At 62.6% G+C, this 19,551-nt stretch carries 19 protein-coding genes; 12 read left to right on the top strand and 7 right to left on the bottom strand.

Going from position 1 to position 19,551, the window contains the following annotated elements; all coding sequences use genetic code 11:
- Window positions 1–6 precede the first annotated feature (6 nt).
- Window positions 7–1,770 (bottom strand): aspartate--tRNA ligase, encoded by a 1,764-nt coding sequence (aspS, locus tag N008_RS05245; protein WP_044014292.1) that lies wholly within the window; start codon window positions 1,768–1,770, stop codon window positions 7–9.
- A 207-nt stretch (window positions 1,771–1,977) separates the two neighbouring features.
- Window positions 1,978–2,868, bottom strand: coding sequence for a DUF5694 domain-containing protein (locus tag N008_RS05250; RefSeq protein WP_052381216.1), 891 nt, complete (start codon window positions 2,866–2,868; stop codon window positions 1,978–1,980).
- Between the two features lie 180 nt (window positions 2,869–3,048).
- On the opposite strand from N008_RS05250, the gene N008_RS05255 reads away from it, so the two are divergent.
- The 6 genes from N008_RS05255 to N008_RS05280 all read left to right on the top strand — a co-directional run bounded on the left by N008_RS05255 (window position 3,049) and on the right by N008_RS05280 (window position 8,449).
- On the top strand, window positions 3,049–3,504 hold the full coding sequence (locus N008_RS05255; RefSeq protein ID WP_044014294.1) for a hypothetical protein: 456 nt from the start codon (window positions 3,049–3,051) through the stop codon (window positions 3,502–3,504).
- Window positions 3,505–3,693: 189 nt separating this feature from the next.
- Window positions 3,694–4,260, top strand: coding sequence for a hypothetical protein (locus N008_RS05260; protein WP_052381217.1), 567 nt, complete (start codon window positions 3,694–3,696; stop codon window positions 4,258–4,260).
- Between the two features lie 170 nt (window positions 4,261–4,430).
- Entirely contained in the window at window positions 4,431–4,877 is a 447-nt protein-coding gene (locus N008_RS05265) for a nucleoside deaminase (protein WP_044014296.1), read from the top strand.
- Window positions 4,878–5,093: 216 nt separating this feature from the next.
- Window positions 5,094–5,702 carry a superoxide dismutase gene (locus N008_RS05270; RefSeq protein ID WP_044014298.1) on the top strand — a complete coding sequence of 203 codons (609 nt, stop codon included), beginning with the start codon at window positions 5,094–5,096 and terminating at the stop codon, window positions 5,700–5,702.
- A gap of 168 nt (window positions 5,703–5,870) precedes the next feature.
- On the top strand, window positions 5,871–6,956 hold the full coding sequence (locus N008_RS05275) for an alkene reductase (RefSeq protein WP_044014300.1): 1,086 nt from the start codon (window positions 5,871–5,873) through the stop codon (window positions 6,954–6,956).
- Between the two features lie 203 nt (window positions 6,957–7,159).
- On the top strand, window positions 7,160–8,449 hold the full coding sequence (locus tag N008_RS05280; RefSeq protein WP_044014302.1) for a nucleoside permease: 1,290 nt from the start codon (window positions 7,160–7,162) through the stop codon (window positions 8,447–8,449).
- A 169-nt stretch (window positions 8,450–8,618) separates the two neighbouring features.
- On the opposite strand, the gene N008_RS05285 is transcribed toward N008_RS05280, so the two are convergent.
- Complete coding sequence (locus N008_RS05285) at window positions 8,619–9,038, bottom strand: nucleoside-diphosphate kinase (protein ID WP_044014304.1); 420 nt, start codon at window positions 9,036–9,038, stop codon at window positions 8,619–8,621.
- A 375-nt stretch (window positions 9,039–9,413) separates the two neighbouring features.
- Here N008_RS05285 and N008_RS05290 point away from each other — a divergent pair, with 375 nt between their 5' ends.
- The 5 genes from N008_RS05290 to N008_RS05310 all read left to right on the top strand — a co-directional run bounded on the left by N008_RS05290 (window position 9,414) and on the right by N008_RS05310 (window position 13,672).
- Window positions 9,414–10,457, top strand: a complete 1,044-nt coding sequence (locus tag N008_RS05290) for a DHH family phosphoesterase (RefSeq protein ID WP_044014306.1) — start codon at window positions 9,414–9,416, stop codon at window positions 10,455–10,457.
- A 37-nt stretch (window positions 10,458–10,494) separates the two neighbouring features.
- Window positions 10,495–11,481 carry an FKBP-type peptidyl-prolyl cis-trans isomerase gene (locus N008_RS21340; RefSeq protein WP_081910621.1) on the top strand — a complete coding sequence of 329 codons (987 nt, stop codon included), beginning with the start codon at window positions 10,495–10,497 and terminating at the stop codon, window positions 11,479–11,481.
- A gap of 61 nt (window positions 11,482–11,542) precedes the next feature.
- Window positions 11,543–12,124 carry an FKBP-type peptidyl-prolyl cis-trans isomerase gene (locus N008_RS21345; RefSeq protein WP_052381219.1) on the top strand — a complete coding sequence of 194 codons (582 nt, stop codon included), beginning with the start codon at window positions 11,543–11,545 and terminating at the stop codon, window positions 12,122–12,124.
- Window positions 12,125–12,140: 16 nt separating this feature from the next.
- Window positions 12,141–12,611 (top strand): FKBP-type peptidyl-prolyl cis-trans isomerase, encoded by a 471-nt coding sequence (locus N008_RS05305; RefSeq protein WP_052381220.1) that lies wholly within the window; start codon window positions 12,141–12,143, stop codon window positions 12,609–12,611.
- Between the two features lie 101 nt (window positions 12,612–12,712).
- Complete coding sequence (locus tag N008_RS05310; protein ID WP_081910623.1) at window positions 12,713–13,672, top strand: FKBP-type peptidyl-prolyl cis-trans isomerase; 960 nt, start codon at window positions 12,713–12,715, stop codon at window positions 13,670–13,672.
- Between the two features lie 188 nt (window positions 13,673–13,860).
- Here N008_RS05310 and recO read toward each other — a convergent pair whose 3' ends face one another.
- The 4 genes from recO to N008_RS05330 all read right to left on the bottom strand — a co-directional run bounded on the left by recO (window position 13,861) and on the right by N008_RS05330 (window position 18,220).
- Window positions 13,861–14,577, bottom strand: a complete 717-nt coding sequence (recO, locus tag N008_RS05315) for a DNA repair protein RecO (protein ID WP_044014308.1) — start codon at window positions 14,575–14,577, stop codon at window positions 13,861–13,863.
- Between the two features lie 141 nt (window positions 14,578–14,718).
- Window positions 14,719–17,031, bottom strand: a complete 2,313-nt coding sequence (locus N008_RS05320; RefSeq protein WP_197062952.1) for a two-component regulator propeller domain-containing protein — start codon at window positions 17,029–17,031, stop codon at window positions 14,719–14,721.
- 57 nt (window positions 17,032–17,088) lie between these two features.
- Window positions 17,089–17,712, bottom strand: coding sequence for a thymidine kinase (locus N008_RS05325; protein WP_044014312.1), 624 nt, complete (start codon window positions 17,710–17,712; stop codon window positions 17,089–17,091).
- 178 nt (window positions 17,713–17,890) lie between these two features.
- On the bottom strand, window positions 17,891–18,220 hold the full coding sequence (locus N008_RS05330) for a 2Fe-2S iron-sulfur cluster-binding protein (RefSeq protein WP_044014314.1): 330 nt from the start codon (window positions 18,218–18,220) through the stop codon (window positions 17,891–17,893).
- A gap of 36 nt (window positions 18,221–18,256) precedes the next feature.
- Here N008_RS05330 and N008_RS05335 point away from each other — a divergent pair, with 36 nt between their 5' ends.
- Entirely contained in the window at window positions 18,257–19,474 is a 1,218-nt protein-coding gene (locus N008_RS05335; protein WP_044014316.1) for a hypothetical protein, read from the top strand.
- Window positions 19,475–19,551: the final 77 nt, after the last annotated feature.

Consider the following 19,551-nt stretch of genomic DNA (forward strand, 5'->3'; position numbering starts at 1 on the left):
TTTCTACTACTTTCCTACCACATCAGTTTTGATGCTCAGTTCCTTGAGCTGCGCGCCCGAAATCTGCGAGGGCGAGTCAATCATCACGTCGCGGCCGGAGTTGTTTTTGGGGAAGGCAATGAAGTCGCGGATGGAGTCGGCGCCGCCGAAGAGGCTGCAGAGACGGTCGAAGCCGAAGGCAATGCCGCCGTGGGGCGGCGCGCCGTACTCAAAGGCGTCGAGCAGGAAGCCGAACTGCGCTTTGGCTTCGTCGTCGGAAAAGCCCAGCAGGCTGAACATGCGGGCCTGTACCGCGCGGTCGTGGATACGGATGGAGCCGCCGCCCACTTCTACGCCGTTAATCACCATATCGTAGGCGTTAGCGCGGACTTCGCCGATGGTGTCGGGCGAGTCGAGCAGGGCCACGTCCTCGGGCTTGGGCGAGGTGAAGGGGTGGTGCATGGCGAAGTAGCGTCCCTCCTCCTCGATGTACTCGAGCAGCGGGAAATCCACCACCCACAGGGCAGAGAAGGTGTCCTTATCGCGCAGGCCGAGGCGCTGGCCCATTTCCAGGCGCAGCTCCGAGAGGGCCTTGCGGGTCTTGTTCGGCTCGCCGGCCAGAATGAGCAGCAGGTCGCCAGGCTGGGCGTTGAAGGCGGCTTTCCACTGCTGCAGCTGCTCCTGGCCGTAGAACTTATCCACCGACGATTTTACGGAGCCATCGGCTTCCACGCGGGCGTACACCAGGCCGGTGGCGCCAATCTGGGGGCGTTTCACGTACTCGGTCAGCTCGTCGAGCTGCTTGCGGGTGTAGCTGGCCGCGCCGGTGGCGCAGATGCCCACCACCAGACCGGCGGCCTCAAACACCGGGAAGCCGTGGCCCTTGGCCACGTCGTTCAGCTCCACAAACTTCATCTCGAAGCGCGTGTCGGGCTTGTCGTTGCCGTAATAGCGCATGGCGTCCTGGTAGGTCATGCGGGGCAGCTGGCCGATTTCCAGGTTCTTCACCTCGCGGAACAGGTACTGCACCAGCCCCTCGAAGGTGTTGAGGATGTCCTCCTGCTCCACAAACGACATTTCGCAGTCAATCTGCGTGAATTCGGGCTGACGGTCGGCGCGCAGGTCCTCGTCGCGGAAGCACTTCACAATCTGGAAATACCGGTCGAAGCCCGATACCATCAGCAGCTGCTTGAAGGTTTGGGGGCTCTGGGGCAGGGCGTAGAACTCGCCGGGGTTCATGCGGGAAGGCACCACAAAGTCGCGGGCGCCTTCGGGCGTGCTTTTGATGAGCACCGGGGTTTCCACTTCGATGAAGTACTGGCCGTCGAGGTAGCGGCGGGTGGCCTGGGCCACGCGGTGACGCAGCATCAGGTTCTGGCGCACGGGGGCGCGGCGCAGGTCCAGGTAGCGGTACTTCATCCGCAGGTCGTCGCCGCCGTCGGTGTCGTCCTCAATCAGGAAGGGCGGCAGCTTGGCGGGGTTGAGCACCTCGATGCTTTCCACCCGGATTTCGATGCTGCCGGTGGGCATTTTGTCGTTTTTGGAGTGGCGCTCGGCTACTTTGCCGGTCACCGAAAGCACAAACTCGCGGCCCAGCTGGCGGGCCTGCTCGCGCACTTCGGCGGTTTCCACGCCTTCTTCCAGGGCCAGCTGCGTGAGGCCATACCGGTCGCGCAGGTCCACCCACAGAATGCCGCCTTTGTCGCGGGTGCGCTGCACCCAGCCGCAGAGCGTGACGGTTTGGCCAATGTGTTCGGGGCGAAGTTCGCCGCAGGTGTGCGTCCGGAGCATGTTGTCTTAGTGCTTAGTGCATGGTGCTTAGTGCTTAGGCTTGCTGGTGCAGGCCCGTACTCGACACGTAACCTAAGCACCAGGCACCAGGCACTAAGCACTAACTGCTGCGAAGGTAACCAGTAAAATCAGGAGAAGGTGAGAAATCCAGTGGACCGACGTTGCCGGGGTTGGGTGTCAGCGTTGCAATTGCGGGCAGCTGCCGGGTTACTTCGCGGGGCTTTTGGGCAGATAGGCCGCGGGCCTTACCAGCTCGTACTGAGGGCTCAGCAGCAGCAACTCGTTGAGCAATCCAATATGGCCGGCCCCCATAACAAGTAGTAGCCGGGTGCCGGGCGTACGGGGAATGCGGCGCACGTTGCGCAAAATTCGCAGGTTGCGGCTGTACCAGCGCCCCACTTCAAAATCGGCGCCGGTGTAGTCGCCGCTGGCTTCCTCGTAATCGAAAGCCCCCAACAGGTATGGTCCCTGCCCGCTGCGCAGCGCGGCGGGTTGGTTGAGCGCTGCCAGAGCGGCCCCAATACCGTAGCGAGCGGCCAACTGGTCCTGGTGCACATACAGGCGCTTGTACTGGCGCAGCAGGCTAGAATCGGGGTTGTGCTCATAGTAGCGCATGAATGCTCGCAGGCGGGCAGTATCGCGCAGGCGTTGCTGCCAGGCCGATGAGAAGTCGCCATCCGTATCCACGGCCCACACCCGCGGCAGGCCCAGGCGGCGGGCCAGGCGGAAGCCCAGCTGGTAGGTTTCGTTGGGGCCCGGCTGGTAGCGCCCGGCGCAGTAGGCCTTATAAAGCGAGTCGAGGCGGGCCTGGTGGGCAGGTTCTTCCTCAACCAGAATATGCGTGGGACGAAACTGCTGCAACCGGGCCGTTAGCTCCTCCAGCTCCTGCTGGTAGCGGGGCTGCAGCACGTCAATCTGCTCTGAGGTAGATGTTTTGTGCGAATCGCGGCCGGGATAGCTGAAATGAAAGACGCCCAGCGTCAGGATGGGCGTGCGCGGGGCCGTGGGCAGCGGGGCCTGTGCCCGTACGGACACCATCAGGCCAATTTCTGCCACCAGCAGAAACAGCCATTTGCGGATAAGGGAGTTGCGTATCATATCCGGCCAGATGCCGTTACGGGCAGTGGCGTTGCCCCGGCTTCCCCACGAAAAGGTGCCAGCTGCCGGGCAACCCCTATTTTTACTTTTTCGACTGTTTGCGCAAAAATTGGTACGGAGTATGCAACCAGCTTTCCCCGAACTAACAGTGCCTCGCCACAACCACTTTTACCTCCTCCCATGAAACGCCCTGTACTGCTCGCGCTGGCCGCCACGCTCCTCTCCTTCTCGGCCGCCCAGGCCCAGACCAAGGTAAAAACCAAATCCGAAGCCAACGGGACTGAGATTAAAACCAAGTCCAAGACCGACGCCGAGCCCGTCGTGCTCAGCGGCCCCATCAAGCGCGTGGAAACGCTGTCGGGCATCGACGTGTTTCCGGCTTCCAGTGGCCAGACCATCATGCTCAGCTTCACGCAGCAGTTCACCAAGCCCGGCACGCTGGTGATGACCAACTACAAAAAGCAGCCCGTGTACACCATGGCACTTGACCCGCAAAACAACACCGGCGAGCCGGTAGACCTGGGCCGAATTCCGGCCGGCACCTACCTCATCGAGGCCAAAACCGGCAACTACGTGTACTGGAAGAGCGTCCGCATCAAGTACCCATCGGCCCCGGTATCCAAGAAGCGCCGCTAGCAGGTGCTGTCATTCCGACGCAGGAGGAATCTGGGTCAGCTCCGTCTCAACGACGTTAACTCAGATTCCTCCTGCGTCGGAATGACAAGTGCTTAGCCCCCTTTTTCTGGCTCCGGAGTCGTTGTGGCTTCGGAGCCTTTTGGTATCCTGCCGGCCGTCGGCGGGGGTTCCGTCGTACCTTTGCGCCCTATGAAAATCCCTGCTCGTTTCCTGCGCCTGGCGCCGCTGCTGCTGGCGGTGCTGCTGCTGGCCGCCTTTGCCGCGCCTAAACTCAAGAAGACTGCCCTCACCAAAAACCTCACGGTGGGCGTGCCCGAAGGCTTTTCGGCCCTGCCCGACGACGGCATTGCGGTGAAGTACCCCTCGCCGCGCAAGCCGCTGGCCGTGTTCAGCAACAGCAGCGGCCGCGTCGATTTCAGCGTGGCCCAGAAGCCCAGCACCTTCACCAGCCGCGACTACGCCCTGCTGCTCAAAATCTACAAAGCCAGCATCCAGAACATGTACTCGAAGGTGGAATTCCTGTCCGAGGACATCCGCACCATCAACAAGCGCGACTTCGTGGCCCTGGAGTTCGTCTCGACGGTGGCCGACACCCGCCGCACCAGCAACCTGGCCCCCATCCGCCGCTACCAGATGGTGCAGTACACCATCACCGGCGACCAGCTCACGGTGTTCACCTTCGTGGCCCCCGCCGAAGAGCAGCCCCAGTGGCAGCCCACCGCCCGCGCCGTGATGAACAGCATTGTCATGAAGTAACCCAGACCGTCATGCAGAGGCGCAGCCGAAGCATCTCGCCTGCGTGGTAATCCAGTCATTCCGAGCGGAGCGAGGAATCTCGCGTGCTGACGTTGAGTTACTATCACAACGTCAGCACGCGAGATGCTTCGGCTGCGCCTCTGCATGACGTTCTTTCTCATTTCCACCGAATGCCCCTTTCCATCTACTCCGACGACCACTACATGCGCGAGGCGCTGAAGCAGGCGCGCTATGCGTTTGACGAGGAGGAAATTCCGATTGGGGCCGTGGTGGTGCTGGAGGGGCAGATTATTGCGCGGGCCTACAACCAGACCGAGAAGCTGCGCGACGTGACGGCCCACGCCGAAATGCTGGCCCTGACGGCCGCCGCCAACCACCTCGGCAACAAATACCTCACCGACTGCACCCTCTACGTGACCGTGGAGCCCTGCGTGATGTGCGCCGGCGCCACCGCCTGGGCCCAGCTGCGCCGCGTGGTGTACGGCGCCGAGGAGCCCAAATTCGGCTACCGCCGCCACGGCCAGCTGCTGCACCCAAAAGCCGAGGTGGTACCCGGCGTGCTGGCCGAGGAGTGCGGCAGTGTCATGCGCGAGTTCTTCGCCCGAAAGCGGAAATAGGCTACTTTTGGCCACCGCCGTAACCCTACGCGGGCTGCGGCGGTTTTAGTGCCGTACGCGTACCTAAAGAACGTCATGCTGAACGCAGCCGAAGCATCTCTGCCGCTTCGTTCTCACGATTGAGTTAGCCAGCGGTAGAGATGCTTCGGCTGCGCTCAGCATGACGGCCTGATTTCCAACTCTCTCCTTTTCACCCCCAATCAAACCCCTACTACTATGGCTTTCGAACTGCCCAAACTGCCCTACGACTACGCCGCCCTGGAGCCGCACATTGATGCGCAGACCATGGAAATCCACCATAGCAAGCACCATCAGGCTTATGTTACCAACCTCAACAATGCCGTAGCCGGCACCGAGCTGGAAGGCAAAAGCCTCGAAGATTTGATGCAGAACATTGCCTCGGCTCCAGCCGCGGTGCGCAACAACGGCGGTGGCCACTGGAACCACTCCTTCTTCTGGCAGATCCTCGGCCCGAACGGTGGCGGTGAGCCAACCGGTGCCGTAGGCGAAGCCATCAACAAGGCCTTCGGCAGCTACGAGAAGTTCAAGGAAGAATTCACGAAGGCCGCCACTACGCGCTTCGGCTCGGGCTGGGCGTGGCTGTGCAAGCAGGCCGACGGCTCCGTGAAAATCTGCTCGACGCCCAACCAGGACAACCCGCTGATGCCCGACGCCGGCTGCCAGGGCACGCCCGTCCTGGGCCTCGACGTGTGGGAGCACGCCTACTACCTCAAGTACCAGAACCGCCGCCCCGACTACGTGGCCGCCTTCTACAATGCCATCAACTGGGACGAAGTGAACAAGCGCTTCGCCGAAGCCGCTTAGTTTCCCTCTGGCTTCTGTTAGCCTCTGAAGAAGCCTCTGCCCGCCCGGGCAGGGGCTTTTTTGTGCGCCGGCCGGTTTGCTTCCCTAATTCTTTTGCTCCTGGCAAAACCTTTTCGGCTGGCTAACGCTTTAGGAGCAGTTCATGTACCTACATTGATTTCTCGCCTTATGGCTTCCAAACTTCTTTCCTCGGCCCAGCTGGGCCCGCTCACGCTTGAAAACCACCTCGCCATGGCGCCCATGACGCGCGCCCGCTCGCTGGCCAACGTGCCTGGCCCGCTGGTGGCTGAGTACTACGCCCAGCGCGCCACGGCTGGCCTCATCATCACGGAAGGTACCTCGCCCTCGGCCAACGGCCTGGGCTATGCCCGCATTCCCGGCCTGTTCAGCCAGGAGCAGGTAGCCGGCTGGAAGCTGACCACCGACGCCGTGCACGCCAAAGGCGGCAAGATTTTCGTGCAGTTTATGCACACCGGCCGGGTATCGCACCCCCTGAACATGCCCGAAGGCACCGAAATGGTGGCCCCCTCGGCCATCGCCGCCGCCGGCGACATGTGGACCGACCAGCAGCAGATGCAGCCCCAGCCCACGCCCCGCGCCCTAACTACCGAAGAAGTAAAAGGGCTGGTGCAGGACTTCGTGCAGGCTGCCAAGTTGGCTATTGAGGCCGGTTTCGATGGTGTGGAGCTACACGCTGCCAACGGCTACCTGCTCGAGCAGTTCCTCAACCCCCACAGCAACCAGCGCACCGACGAATACGGTGGCAGCCTTGAAAACCGCGCCCGCTTCGTGCTGGAAGTAGCCGAAGCCACGGCCGCCGCCATCGGGGCCGAGCGCACCGGCATCCGCCTCTCGCCCTGGAGCACGTTCAACGACATGGCCCTCTATGACGACATCGACGCGCTGTATGAGTACCTGGCCACTGAGCTCCAGAAGCGCAATCTGATATACCTGCACCTGATTAACCAGGAGAACCCGAAGTGCGCCGCCACCATCGACAGCCTGCGCACCAAGTTCACCAACACCCTCATCCTGTGCGGCGGCTACAACGCTGAGCAGGCCGAAGCCGAGCTGGAAAAAGGCCGCGCCGACCTCGTAGCCTTCGGCCGCGACTACATCAGCAACCCCGACCTGGCCGAGCGCTTCGAGCAGCACGCGCCCCTCACCCCCGGCGACCAGAGCACGTTCTACGCTCCCGGCCCCGAGGGCTTCCACCAGGGCTACACCGACTACCCAACCCTGGCGCAGGCGTAGTACCTTCCTGCTTCGCGCTTATTTCCAAAGCCCCCCGGCCCCTCTGGCCGGGGGGCTTTTTGCTGGCCCGGAAGGGCGCCGTAGCTGCCTGCAGCCGCTACAGGCGGGGTGGCGCGCCCGGGCAACGGCCCATTTCACCGGATAGATTTCTCTATCTTTAGGTTTCAAATTGTGTTCCCCCCACTTTTCTCACCAGTAGTTGCATGAGTACCAAGCTGCGTCTCACTATTCTGAGCTTTTTACAGTTTTTCATCTGGGGCTCGTGGCTGATAACCATCGGGGCGTACTGGTTTCAGACCAAGCAGTGGTCGGGCGCGCAGTTTGGGGCCATCTTCTCCACGATGGGCATTGCCTCCATCTTCATGCCCTCCATCATGGGCATCATTGCCGATAAGTATGTGAATGCCGAGAAGCTCTACGGCGTCCTGCATATTCTGGGCGGCGCGGTACTGTGCACGGTGCCCCTCGTCACGGACCCCGGCACCTTCTTCTGGGTGATTCTGCTGAACATGATTTTCTATATGCCCACGCTGGCCCTCAGCATTGCCGTGTCGTACTCGGTGCTGAAGCGGCAGGGCCTGGACGTGGTGAAGGACTACCCGCCCATCCGGGTGTGGGGCACAATCGGCTTCATTGTGGCCATGTGGACGGTGAGTCTGCTGGGCTTCGAGAAGTCGGCCAACCAGTTCTACATTGCTGCTGCCGCCGCGTTTGCGCTGGGCATCTACTCGTTCACGCTGCCCGCCTGCCCGCCGCCGGCCAAAGACACGCCCAGCCGCTCGCTGGTGGATGTGCTGGGCCTGAAGTCGTTTGCCCTGCTGCGCGACACCAAGATGCTCACCTTCTTCCTGTTCGCGCTGCTGCTGGGCGCCGCCCTGCAGCTCACCAACGCCTACGGCGACACCTTCCTGCACGATTTCGACAAGGTACCGGCCTACAAAGACACGTTTGCCGTGAAGTACCCGGCCATCATTATGTCCATCTCGCAGGTGTCGGAAACGCTGTTTATTCTGGCTATTCCGTTCTTCCTGCGCCGCTTTGGCATCAAGCAGGTGATGCTGTTCAGCATGATTGCCTGGGTGCTGCGCTTTGGCCTGCTGGCCTACGGCACGCCCGACCAGCCCGGTATCTGGCTGATTGTGCTGTCGTGCATCGTGTACGGCATGGCCTTCGACTTCTTCAACATCTCCGGCTCGCTGTTCGTGGAAACCCAAACGGCTTCCAGCATTCGGGCCAGCGCCCAGGGCCTGTTCATGATGATGACCAACGGCTTTGGCGCCGTGCTGGGCAGCTCCGTCAGCGGCCTAGTCATCGAGCACTACTTCACCAACCCCGCCGACCAGACCAAGGACTGGCACGGCATCTGGCTGGCCTTTGCTGCCTACGCCCTAGTTATTGCGGTGCTGTTTGTGGTGCTGTTCAAGCACAAGCACAACCCGCAGGAAGTGCCCTCCACCGAGTACCCTGAACCGCGCCTAGCCACTGAGGTGTAGGCAGCTGCAGCCACCAGTATTAAAACAGTATAAAACCAGTCTGTTTCTGGCACAACAAAAAACCCGCCCTACAGTGCGCAGGGCGGGTTTTTATTGATTTTGGCATCAGCACGAAGCGCTATTCACAAAATCCGTGAAATCCGCTTACGTCCGTGCTAATCCGTGATCCTTAGAACTGCTCGTCGGCCGAGAAGTAGAAGTCGCCTTCGATCTGGGCGTTTTCGTCGGAGTCGGAACCGTGTACGGCGTTGGCTTCGATGCTCTTGGCGTACTTCTTCCGGATGGTGCCTTCGGCGGCCTGGGCGGGGTTGGTGGCGCCGATGAGGGTGCGGAAGTCAGCTACGGCGTTGTCCTTCTCCAGGATAGCCGCCACGATGGGGCCCGACGACATATAGCTCACCAGGTCGTTGTAGAAAGGACGCTCCTTGTGTACTTCGTAGAATTTGCCGGCGCGCTCAGGCGTCAGCTGCACTTTTTTCAGCGCAACAATGCGGAAGCCGCCCTCCTCAATCATGCTCAGGATGCCACCGATGTGGTTGTCCTGGGTGGCATCGGGCTTAATCATGGTGAACGTGCGGTTCGTAGCCATTGGGTCTTTATCGTTAAAGGGGTGAAGAAAATCGCGCTCAGCAAACCACTCAAGCGTTTGCGGCCACAAAAGTAGCGGGATTTGCTTGCAATACTGTGGCCGGGGTGCAAATGTGCCGGGCCCCGGAAAAATAAATGGGACGAGCCAAAGCCGGCGGGCCGGCCCGCGCCCGCCGGCCCAAAAACCACCCTGCCGGACGCAGCCGCGCTATTTGGCCGGCCCTGCCGCGGCCGGGGCGCGGAGTTGTGCTGATTTCCGCCGACCTTCGGCGCACTAAACCCGGAGCCATGTTGTTGGAACCCGGATTATTTCCGACTTTTGCCGCCTTTGTACGCGGCCTAAACCACCGAAATTCAGTCACCTACCCCGTAGGCAATGTCCACAATATCTGAGTTACAGGAGCTGCTGTCGCAGCCCCGGCAGGTCTTCATCACCACCCACCACAAGCCCGACGCCGATGCCCTGGGCTCGTCGCTGGGTTTGGCGGGCTACCTGCGCAAAAAAGGTCATTCCGTGACGGTTGTGACGCCTTCCGACTACCCCAACTTCCTGGCCTGGATGCCCGGCAACGAGGAGGTAGTGGTGTATGAGCGCCGCGAAAACGATGCCCAGGTGCGCGACATCATCAACGCCGCCGAGGTGCTGTTCTGCCTGGACTTCTCCTGCCTGGGCCGCATCAACGAGATGGGCGAGTACATCCGCCACGCCCCCGGCACCAAAGTGCTCATCGACCACCACCAGGAGCCCGAGGCCTTTGCCGACCTCGACTACTCCAACTCCAGCGCCGCCGCCACGGCCGAGCTGGTGTTTGAGGTGATTCGCGACCTGGGCGACCAGGCCCTTATCGACAAGGGCATCGGGGAGTGTCTGTACGCGGGCATCATGACCGATACGGGCTCGTTCCGGCACCCCAGCACCTCGCGCAACGTGCACCTGATTATTGCCGAGCTGCTCAACGCCGGCATCAACCTCTCCGACGTGCACCGCCGCATCTACGACTCGCACTCCGAGCAGCGGCTGCGCTTCCTGGGCTTCGTGCTGAAAGACAAGCTCACGGTGCTGCGCGAGTACAACACGGCCTACATTGCCATTACGCAGGCCGAGCTCAAGGAATACGACTCCAAAACCGGCGACACCGAAGGCCTCGTCAACTTCGCGCTCAGCATCGAGGGCATCGTGTTTGCCGCCGTGCTCATCGACCGCGGGCAGGCCATCAAGATTTCGTTCCGCTCGGTGGGCGACTTCTCGGTGAGCAGCTTCTCGCGCGACCATTTCCAGGGCGGCGGCCACCACAACGCCGCCGGTGGCATCAGCCACGACCGGCTGGAGCCCACCGTGCAACGTTTCCTCTCTTTATTGCCTCAATACCAAAACCAACTGGTGACGGCCCCGCTGGCAGTTGCGCCACCTTCCGCGTAACTTGCCTGAAATTTCCTTTTCACCCCTTCTCTGCTTCATGCAATTGCATCGCAACTTTCTGAGCCTGGCCCTGGCGGCCGGCATCCTGGGCCTGGCTTCCTGCAACAAGGGCGGCGGCGACTTTTCCAAAACCAAAACGGGCATCGAGTACAAGATTTTCAAAAACGACGGCGGCACGAAGTACTCGGCCCGCGAAATCGGCCCCGATGGCGACGCTACCTACAAGGACCGCCTGGGCAAAATCCTGGCCCTGGACGTGGAATACCGCTCGTATAAGGACTCGATTCTATTCAACTCGCGCAAGCAGCAGGGCATTCCGATGCGCATTGAGCTGCAGGAGCTGAAGGTGAAAGGCGGCTTGGAAGAGGCCCTGTCGATGCTGCAGCCCGGCGACTCGGGCGTGTTCCGCTTCAACGTGGATACTATCTTCGCCAAGAGCTTCCGCCAGCCGGTACCGCCGTTCATGAAGCCGGCCGCCGGCAAAGACGGCAAGCCGAGCACAGAACCGGTTTACATGACCATGTTCGTGAAGGCCCAGAAGCTGCAGACCCGCGAGGAGGCCCAGGCCGACCAGCAGAAGATGATGATGGAGCAGCAGCAGAAAATGGCGGCCCACGCCGAAGAGCAGCTGAAGAAAGACGACGTGATTCTGCAGGATTACGTGAAGAAAAACAACCTCACCATGCAGAAAGACGCTTCGGGCGTGTACTACATGGTGACCAAGCCCGGTACTGGCCCCAAGCCTAAGGCTGGCCAGACGGTTTCGGTGCTTTACAAAGGCTCGCTGCTCGACGGCAAGGTGTTTGACTCGTCGGAGAAAATGGGCAACAAGCCGATTGACTTCCCGATTGGTGTAGGCCAGGTGATTCCAGGCTGGGACAAAGCCATTCCGCTGCTGGCCAAAGGCAGCAAGGCCACGCTGCTGATTCCGTCGTCGCTGGCGTATGGCCAGCGCGGCGCCGGTGCCGACATCCCCGCCGACGCGCCCCTGCGTTTCGACGTGGAGCTGGTGGACGTGAAGTAAAGTTTCCGGCCGCGGCCGGCTTCGGCCGCGGCTCTTTTACCCTTTTTAGTTGCGTACGCATATGAAACTCGGATTCAAAAACTCGGTGCTGGTGCGCGTGGCCGCCCTGTTGCTGGCCGTAGCCGCCCCCGCCCTTTCGGGCTGCGACAATACGGATTTTGCCCAGGAGCAGGAAGACCGCCAGAACGAGTACAAGGTGAAAGATGACGCCTTGATTCAGGCGTACCTGACGCGCAAAAACATCACGGCCGGCGACGGCGTGAACCAGTACACCCGCCTCAGCGACGCCGACAACAACGGCCTGTACCTGGTGAAGCTCAGCGACGGCCCAGCTACCAACGCCCTCATCACCAACGGCAAGCAGGTTGATATCAAGTACATCGGCCGCTTCCTGCGCGAAACCAACGAGACGACAGTCTTCGACAACTCTACCGATCAGCGCGTGCCCTGCGGCTGCTTCAGCCTGACGGTGGGTGCCGGCCAGGTAATTAAGGGCTGGGACCAAGGCCTGCTGAAAATGCGTAAAGGCGACCGGAAACTGCTCCTAATTCCATCTTACCTGGCTTATGGCCAGACTGGCCGCGGCACGATTCCCGGCGACGAGCCTTTGCTCTTCGACATGGAAGTGCTGGACGTTCGGTAGTTTCTGTTCTTGCGATATGCGCCCAATTCGAAGCATTCTGCTGCTGAGTTGCTGGCTGATTTCGGCGGTAGCCTGGGCCCAGACGGGCTTGGCTACCGCCGATTCGCTTTCCAGCCTCGCCAGTCCACCTGCCAACAGCCTATCTACCACCGGCGGTGTGCGCTACGTAGTGCTGCAGCCCGGTAGCGGCGCGCCCTCAACCCGCGTGGCGGTGTACTACCAGGGCTTTCTGCCTGATGGGCGAGTGTTTGATAGCACGTTGAAACCCGCCAAACCCTTACGTCTGCGCGTGGGCCGCGGCGAGGTTATCCGTGGCTGGGACGAGCTGCTGGGGTTGCTGCCCCCCGGCAGCCGCGTGCGGGCCTGGATTCCGGCCCACCTCGCCTACGGTGCCCAGGGCGTCCGCTCGCCCGACGACGACACCCGCTACCTGATTCCGCCTGACACCGATTTACGCTTCGATATCGAACTGCTGCCGGCTCGGTAGCAGTGTGGCCCAGACTTCAGTCCGGAGCCCAAACCAGCGCCACACTTCCGCGGGGCTCCGGACTGCAGTCCGGGCCACTTTCATTTTCTTTCCTCGTGACTATGCCTCGTTTGATTTATTGCTTCCTGCTGCTGCTGCTGCTGCCGGGCCTGGCCGCCGCCACGCCCCGGCAGGGCACGCCGGCCCCGTTCGGCCGCACGCCTTCGGGCATCGAGTACCGCATCTACCGTTTGCAAAACGGCCGCTACACACTCCGCACCGACGTGGTGGCGGCCGGCGACACAGCCTACGCCCGTCGCATCGGGCAAGTGCTGTCGGCGCACATGCAGTACCGCACCGGCAAGGATTCGGTGCTGTTTAGCTCGCGCAAGCAGCTACGCACGGCCCTGCTGTTGCCCCTGCCGGAGCTGAAAATCAAAGGCGGCATCGAAGAGGCCGTAGCCCTGCTGCAGCCCGGCGACTCGGCCACGTTCCGGTTCCAAGCCGATTCGGTGTTTCAGAAGTCGTTTCGGCAGCCGGTGCCGACGCCCGTGCGCGGCGGCGGCAACGTGCTGGTGCTGCTGGTGAAAGCCAACAAGATTCTGACAGCGGAAGGCGCCCGCGCCGAGCAGGTGCGCCTAGCCGAGGAAGCCAAGAAAAAGGAAGCCGCCGAAGCTGGCCAGCGCCTGACCAAAGATATTGCCGCTATCCAGGCCTACGCCGTGCGCAACAAGCTGACGCTGCTGAAAACGCCTAGTGGCACACACTACGTCATCACGAAGCCTGGCACCGGCCCCAAGCCCCTCAAGGGCCAGACGGTTTCGGTGCTCTACAAAGGTGCCCTGCTCAGCGGCAAGGTCTTCGACTCGTCGGAGAAGAACGGCGGCCAGCCCATCCAGTTTCCGATTGGCGTCGGGCAGGTGATTCCGGGCTGGGACCAGGCCATCCCGCTGCTGCCCAAAGGCAGCAAGGCCATCCTGCTCATCCCCTCGGGTCAGGCCTATGGCTCCCGCGGTGCCGGCCCCGACATCCCACCCTACTCCATCCTGCGCTTTGATGTGGAGCTGGTAGACGTAAAGTAACTCTCTGTCATCGCGAGGACGAAGGACGAAGCAATCCTTCCTCTCGTGGCAGACACTTTCCTGACAGACAAGCCCTCCGGCGTTAGTGTACTACACTACTGCCGGAGGGCTTGTCGCTTAGGGTAGCTTCACTCTCAGAGAGGAAGGATTGCTTCGCGCTGCGCGGAATGACAGAGGAGGACAGCGCCTTACTCCGCCAGCACTTCCGAGAGGATGGCCAGGGAGCGAACCTCGCCCAGGTGCTCGACGTGGAGCTGGTAGTAGCGGATGAGCACGGCCAGCAGCTCGCGGCGGACGCGGCCGTTGGGAATGGCGGCGTGTGCGGGGTCGCGTAGCAGCTCATCGAAATAGTGGTCGAACTCCTGCAGGCGCAGCACGGCTGGGCCGCTGCTCTGGCTGGTGGGCAACGTGGCCCCAAAGGCCACCTGCGTGGTGATTTCCTCGCCCCGCTCGGCTCCGAAGCCCAGGTAGCGGGCCAGCTCCAGCAGAAACGTGAGCGTGAAGTTTTCGGTGCCGCTCTCCTGCTGGTCGAAGGCCAGCAGGCTGTCGTGCAGAAACGCAAACAGGGGCTCGTTTTCCTCTTCTTCCTTCACCGTGTGGCTCAGGATTTCGGACAGCACCAGCGCCACGCTGCTTTTCTGCACGTCGTACGGAATGTGGGCGTAGGGCTCGGCGCAGCGGAACTCGGAGAGGCGCGTGAGGCCGCCGGTGCGCGAGGTGTAGGCCACCAGCTCCAGCTGCGTCAGGGGCTGAAACAGGGCAATCCGGCCGGGCGGCTTGGCTTTGCGCACCCCGTTCACCACGTAGCTCTGCACCCCCAGCCGCTCGGTGTACACCCGCGCAATAATGCTGGTTTCGCGGTACTTGATGTAGCTCAGAACGATGCCGCGGGTTTTGATGAGCATGGCCAGATGGGTTGATGATGTACGTATTAACCGTCATGCAGAGCGGAGCGAAGCATCTCGCCAGTGTGGTAAATGAGTCTACTACACTGGCGAGATGCTTCGCTCCGCTCTGCATGACGGCCTTCTCAATTTTTACTTGTCCTACTGCTCCACTACGGCGATTTTGCTCACGCAGCCGTTCTTGCCGTCGGCATCCGACGACAGCACCAGGTACACGCCCGACTGCACCTTGCGGCCGTTGTAGTCGGCCAGGTTCCAGATGACGGTGCCGCCGGTGGCGGTGGTCTGGTAGACGAGCTTGCCCGTCACGTCCGTGATTTTGACGATGCCGTTGTTAGCCAGCCCCGACACGCCTACCTGGCCCGTGAAGTTGGTGCGCACCGGGTTCGGCGACACCTGGGCGCAGTCCTTGGGCGCGCCTTCCGTGATGGTGGCCGAGCCACGGTAGGATACCACGCCGCCCGGCGTGGCCACGAATACCTCGCCGGTTTTGTCGTTCACGGCCACGTCCGTTATCTGGTTGCTGGGTAGCGGGCTGTTGTCGGTGGTGAAGTGCAGCAGCATCTTGGTGGCGTTTTCATCAAACAACCACAGGCCGCGGTCAGTGCCGAACCACTTGCGGTTGGCTCCATCAATGGCAATGGAGCGCACCACTTCCTCAATCAGGGTCGGGAAACCGTTCAGGAACGGCGTGGTGAAGACCGGATTGGTGGTGGAAAACGCCGAACTGGGGTCGTCGATGAGGGCCACGCCTTTGTCGGTGGTAGCCCAGATAGCGCCGCGGCGGTCTTTGGCCAGCGCAAACACGGTGTTCGACGGCAGGCCATTGCCCTGCGTGAAGTACACGGGTACGCCCTTGTTCACGTCGTCGTAGGCCATCAGGCCAGTACCGCTTTTGCGGGCCTGCGTCACCCACACCGCCCCAAAATCATCGAGGGCCAGCCGGTCGAGGTTGTCGAAGCCAGGGTAGAACGGCACGGTGCGCCAGGTATCGGTAGCGGGGTTGAGCACATGCAGGGCTGAGCGGCCCGGCTGCTCGGGGTGGCGCGAGGCCACCCACACATCGCCCTCGGCCGACACGGCCACGTCGGTGACGCGAGTGTAGGGCGCGCCAGGGATGGCGCTGACCAGCGGGCTGTTGGCAGGCGTGTACTGCTTGAAGTCGCCGGGGCCTTTCCAGCGCAGCAACCCGTCGCCGTAGCTGCCGATGTAGAGCGTGCCATCGGGGGTGCGGGCGCCGCGGGTCAGGTCCTTAAGGTTGGGGTATTCGGCGCGGTTGGGGTAAGCTTCCTTGGTGACGTTAGTCCAGCGGCCGTCCTTGAACTCGTAGAAGCCCTCAAACTTCTCGCTCTGCACATAGGAAGCCGTATTGAAGCCGCCCGTAAACACGTCCACGGTGTTCCGGCGCGCATCGGCCAGCAGCCCGAACGCCTCCTTGCTCTGCGGCGCATTCGGCATGAACTGCTCGAAGGTAGTGCGGTCGGTGGTGCGCAGCAGGCCGCGCTGCTCGTCGGCCACGTAGATGGCGCCGTCGCGGCTGCGCAGGGCGTTGATGGGTACCGGCACGGCGGCATTGCGCAGCACCGTGAGGGCATTAGTGGCCGTATTCAGCAACGACACCTGGCGGCCATCGGTGATGATGAGCCCGGCGCGCGACGAGGTGAGGCTCCGGTACTGGTCGGCGTAGACGGTGGCCACCGGCTCCCAGGTGGTGCCGGAGCGGTAGCGCAGCAGCCCCCCGAAGTTGCGGCCGGCCAGCACCTGCCCGTTGTGCGTGACCAACGTGCGGAACGTGCCGTCGGGCGCGGGCACGTCGAGGTTCCAGGAGCGGAAGTCGGCGAGGTTGGCGCTCAGGCTGGCGCGCAGCAGGCCCTTGTCGGTGGCCGCAAACACGAAGCCGCCCACGGTGGTGCTGGCGTACACCTTCACGGCCACGCCCAGCGGCCCGATATTGACGTAGGTATCGCGCACCTCCAGCCGGTTCATGTCCAGCACAAGCAGCCCAAAGTCGCAGGAGAGGTAGCCCCGGGTGCCGTTGAAGTGAATGTGGTTGACGGTTTTGGCGCCCGACAGCTGCTTGCGCTGGATGTCGCTGACGTTGCGCACCCGGCCACCGTCGGGGCTGAGCAGGTCGAGGTTGGCGTCGCGGTAGGCCACCAGCAGCTGCTGGCTCACCGAGTCGTAGGCCAGGGTTTGCACGCCCACGCCGTTGAGTCCGTCGCGGCGCGAAAGCACCGTGGTGGTGCTGGTTTCCTTATCGAAGTAGTAGAAAGCGTTTTCGGCGGCCACGTAGATGCGCGGGCCGGCATCGGCCAGCACCCGCGAGCTGCTGGTGGGCAGGTGCAGCTGCCAGTCGCCGTAGCCCACGCCCTGGGCCTGTCCAGCAAGTGGCGCCGCCAGCAGCCCGGCAAATAGCATCGTACCGAAACCTAACGTGCGTAGCAAACGAATCATGGGCGCAAGGATAGCGAGTAAGAAAATGACCGGCTGCATAACGCCTGCCGCGCGCAATTAGTGCTTGTGGGTGGTGCTGGTTTCGTGCAGGGCCTTGTCCTGCATACCGTCCAGAAAACAGGGGCGGCAGCGGGCCTCGTACACGTCGGTTTCGCCGAGCAGGATCTTGTCTTCGGAGGCCGCCATGCGGAACGAGTACGACGCAATTTCGCCGCAGCACACGCACACGGCGTGCACCTTGGTCACGTACTCGGCCACGGCCATCAGGGCGGGCATGGGGCCGAAGGGCTTGCCCAGAAAGTCCATGTCGAGGCCGGCCACGATGACGCGGGAGCCGCGGTTGGCCAGCTGCACGCACACGTCCACAAGGCTGTCGTCGAAAAACTGGGCTTCGTCGATGCCTACCACGTCGCAGCCGCCGGCCAGCAGCAGGATTTCCTGCGCCACCGGCACCGGCGTGGACCGGATGCTGTTGGCGTTGTGCGACACCACGTCTTCCTGGTGGTAGCGGGTATCGAGGGCGGGCTTGAAGATTTCGACGTGCTGGCGGGCAATCTTGGCCCGGTTCAGCCGCCGGATCAGCTCTTCGGTTTTGCCCGAGAACATGGAGCCGCACACCACTTCAATCCAGCCGCGGCGGGCGGCATCACGGCCATTGCCGACGCGGGGTTCAATAAACAAGTTCGTAGAAAGTAACGGGGTGACGGAGTTTCAAAGCAGGCAGCCAGGCCAGCACCGAGGGGCAACAAAGCGGCCTGATTCGACAGCCCAAATTACGACTTTAGCGCCGGAAGCCACCACGCTTCGGCGGCAGACTTTCATAGCAGATTTTGTATTCAACAGGCAGTCAAGCTCTCAGCTACTCTGCCGAATACTGCACGTGCGGTAGCTGCAATGCCACCGGCACCCGGCCCGTTATATGGCCTTCCGGCAGCCGGGCCTGGCAGGTGAGGCGCTCGGTTTCGAGCAGGCGGCCGGCGGCCCGGTAGCGCAACTCGGCGGCAGTGGGCGGCGTTAGGGCCTCGAGGCCGCTCGTGACGAGCAGGCGGCAGGTGGTGCAGCGGCCCTTGGCGCCGCAGGCGTGCATCCAGTCGTGGCCGGCGGCTTGCAGGGCCGCGAGCAGCGTGGTGCCGGCGGGCACGGGCACGGCCGAAGCCGCAGGCAGGTTTTGCACGGTGAGCGTAGGCATTTTCCTTAACTTTCTGGCCTGAATCAGGTGTTTTCGATGAACGACAAAGATAGCGCGGCCTTCCGCGAACAATACGGCCGCCGCCTGGCGGCTCAGCTCTGCGACCAGCACTTCGGCGCCCGCCCCACGGCCACCCTCGACGGCCCGGCGGTGCTGCGCTTCACGCCCATCCGGCAGGTGAACCTCTTTGTGGTGCAGCAGCTGCTGGCCCAGTGGACCCAGGAAATGGCGCGCCTGCGCAGCCCCTACTTCGATTTCGAGGCCGACGACGTGCGCCAGGCCCTCACGCAGTTCATGAACACGCTGTCCAGGCGTATCAAGCTGGCGCGGCCCGTCTTCGAGCCGCTGCTGTCCCGCGCCATCACCGATACGCTGGCCGTGCTGCCCGACCCGGCCGGCACGTTCGAGCAGAAGCTGCTGGGCACCCAGCCCGCCGCCACCCCCGAGCAGCTGCGCGACGCGCTGCGCTACCTCGACGTGGACAAGCTGTTTTACCAAGACTTTCTGGACTCGCTGCCCGCCGGCACGCCCCACGACCGGGAAACGCTGCTCAAGCGGTTTGCGCTCTACCAGGAAGCCAACTACAAGCACCACCAGCCGCTGGACAAGCTGGTGGCCGAGTTCAACGAGCTGCTGCCTCTCACCGAAGACGAGCTGCGCGGCAAGCCGGCGGCCATGCCAGCCGCCAAGCCGGTAGTGGCTCCGTCGGCAGCGCCGGCACCGGCCGCTACCCCAGCGCCGACCGTGGCTGCCCCGTCAGCTCCGGCCCCATTGGCCCCGCCCGTACCCGCGCCAGTGGCCGCACCAGCTCCCACTCCGGTTGCGGCGCCGGTACCCGCGCCCAGCCCGGCCGCGCCGGCAGCAGCTCCACGCGTAGCTCCTGCCGCGCCGGCCAGCGCCGAGCCGGCCGCCGTGCCGCTCTACGAGAAGCTGAAAGCCGGCCAGCCGGCGGCCACGTCGCTCAGCGAAACGCTGCGGCCGGAGCGCCCCGCCTCCACCCTCGCCGACCAGGCCCCGAAGGTGGAAACGCTGCGCGAGGCCATTTCCATCAATCAGCGCTTCAGCTTCATCAACGAGCTGTTCAGCGGCGAAAACATGGAATACCACGCCGCCATCCAGCACCTCGACACCCTGCCCGACGCCGACAGCGCCAAGCGCTACGTCACGCAGGACCTGGCCAGCACCCACGACTGGACCCGCAAAGACGAGCACGTCAGCAAGCTGCTCAAGCTGATTGACCGCAAGTTCGCGTAGGGCCATTTCAGACTATATGTAGGAACGTCATTCCGAGCGGAGGGAGGAATCTCGCTGGTGTGGTAACATTACTATAC

It is taken from the genome of Hymenobacter sp. APR13, assembly GCF_000737515.1.
Classification (GTDB): Bacteria; Bacteroidota; Bacteroidia; order Cytophagales; family Hymenobacteraceae; genus Hymenobacter.

Bases quoted from the DNA above. Each gene is read 5' to 3' on its own strand.
- aspS (WP_044014292.1), bottom strand. From the start codon at position 1,770: ATGCTCCGGACGCACACCTGCGGCGAACTTCGCCCCGAACACATTGGC.
- N008_RS05250 (WP_052381216.1), bottom strand. From the start codon at position 2,868: ATGATACGCAACTCCCTTATCCGCAAATGGCTGTTTCTGCTGGTGGCA.
- N008_RS05255 (WP_044014294.1), top strand. From the start codon at position 3,049: ATGAAACGCCCTGTACTGCTCGCGCTGGCCGCCACGCTCCTCTCCTTC.
- N008_RS05260 (WP_052381217.1), top strand. From the start codon at position 3,694: ATGAAAATCCCTGCTCGTTTCCTGCGCCTGGCGCCGCTGCTGCTGGCG.
- N008_RS05265 (WP_044014296.1), top strand. From the start codon at position 4,431: ATGCCCCTTTCCATCTACTCCGACGACCACTACATGCGCGAGGCGCTG.
- N008_RS05270 (WP_044014298.1), top strand. From the start codon at position 5,094: ATGGCTTTCGAACTGCCCAAACTGCCCTACGACTACGCCGCCCTGGAG.
- N008_RS05275 (WP_044014300.1), top strand. From the start codon at position 5,871: ATGGCTTCCAAACTTCTTTCCTCGGCCCAGCTGGGCCCGCTCACGCTT.
- N008_RS05280 (WP_044014302.1), top strand. From the start codon at position 7,160: ATGAGTACCAAGCTGCGTCTCACTATTCTGAGCTTTTTACAGTTTTTC.
- N008_RS05285 (WP_044014304.1), bottom strand. From the start codon at position 9,038: ATGGCTACGAACCGCACGTTCACCATGATTAAGCCCGATGCCACCCAG.
- N008_RS05290 (WP_044014306.1), top strand. From the start codon at position 9,414: ATGTCCACAATATCTGAGTTACAGGAGCTGCTGTCGCAGCCCCGGCAG.
- N008_RS21340 (WP_081910621.1), top strand. From the start codon at position 10,495: ATGCAATTGCATCGCAACTTTCTGAGCCTGGCCCTGGCGGCCGGCATC.
- N008_RS21345 (WP_052381219.1), top strand. From the start codon at position 11,543: ATGAAACTCGGATTCAAAAACTCGGTGCTGGTGCGCGTGGCCGCCCTG.
- N008_RS05305 (WP_052381220.1), top strand. From the start codon at position 12,141: ATGCGCCCAATTCGAAGCATTCTGCTGCTGAGTTGCTGGCTGATTTCG.
- N008_RS05310 (WP_081910623.1), top strand. From the start codon at position 12,713: ATGCCTCGTTTGATTTATTGCTTCCTGCTGCTGCTGCTGCTGCCGGGC.
- recO (WP_044014308.1), bottom strand. From the start codon at position 14,577: ATGCTCATCAAAACCCGCGGCATCGTTCTGAGCTACATCAAGTACCGC.
- N008_RS05320 (WP_197062952.1), bottom strand. From the start codon at position 17,031: ATGATTCGTTTGCTACGCACGTTAGGTTTCGGTACGATGCTATTTGCC.
- N008_RS05330 (WP_044014314.1), bottom strand. From the start codon at position 18,220: ATGCCTACGCTCACCGTGCAAAACCTGCCTGCGGCTTCGGCCGTGCCC.
- N008_RS05335 (WP_044014316.1), top strand. From the start codon at position 18,257: ATGAACGACAAAGATAGCGCGGCCTTCCGCGAACAATACGGCCGCCGC.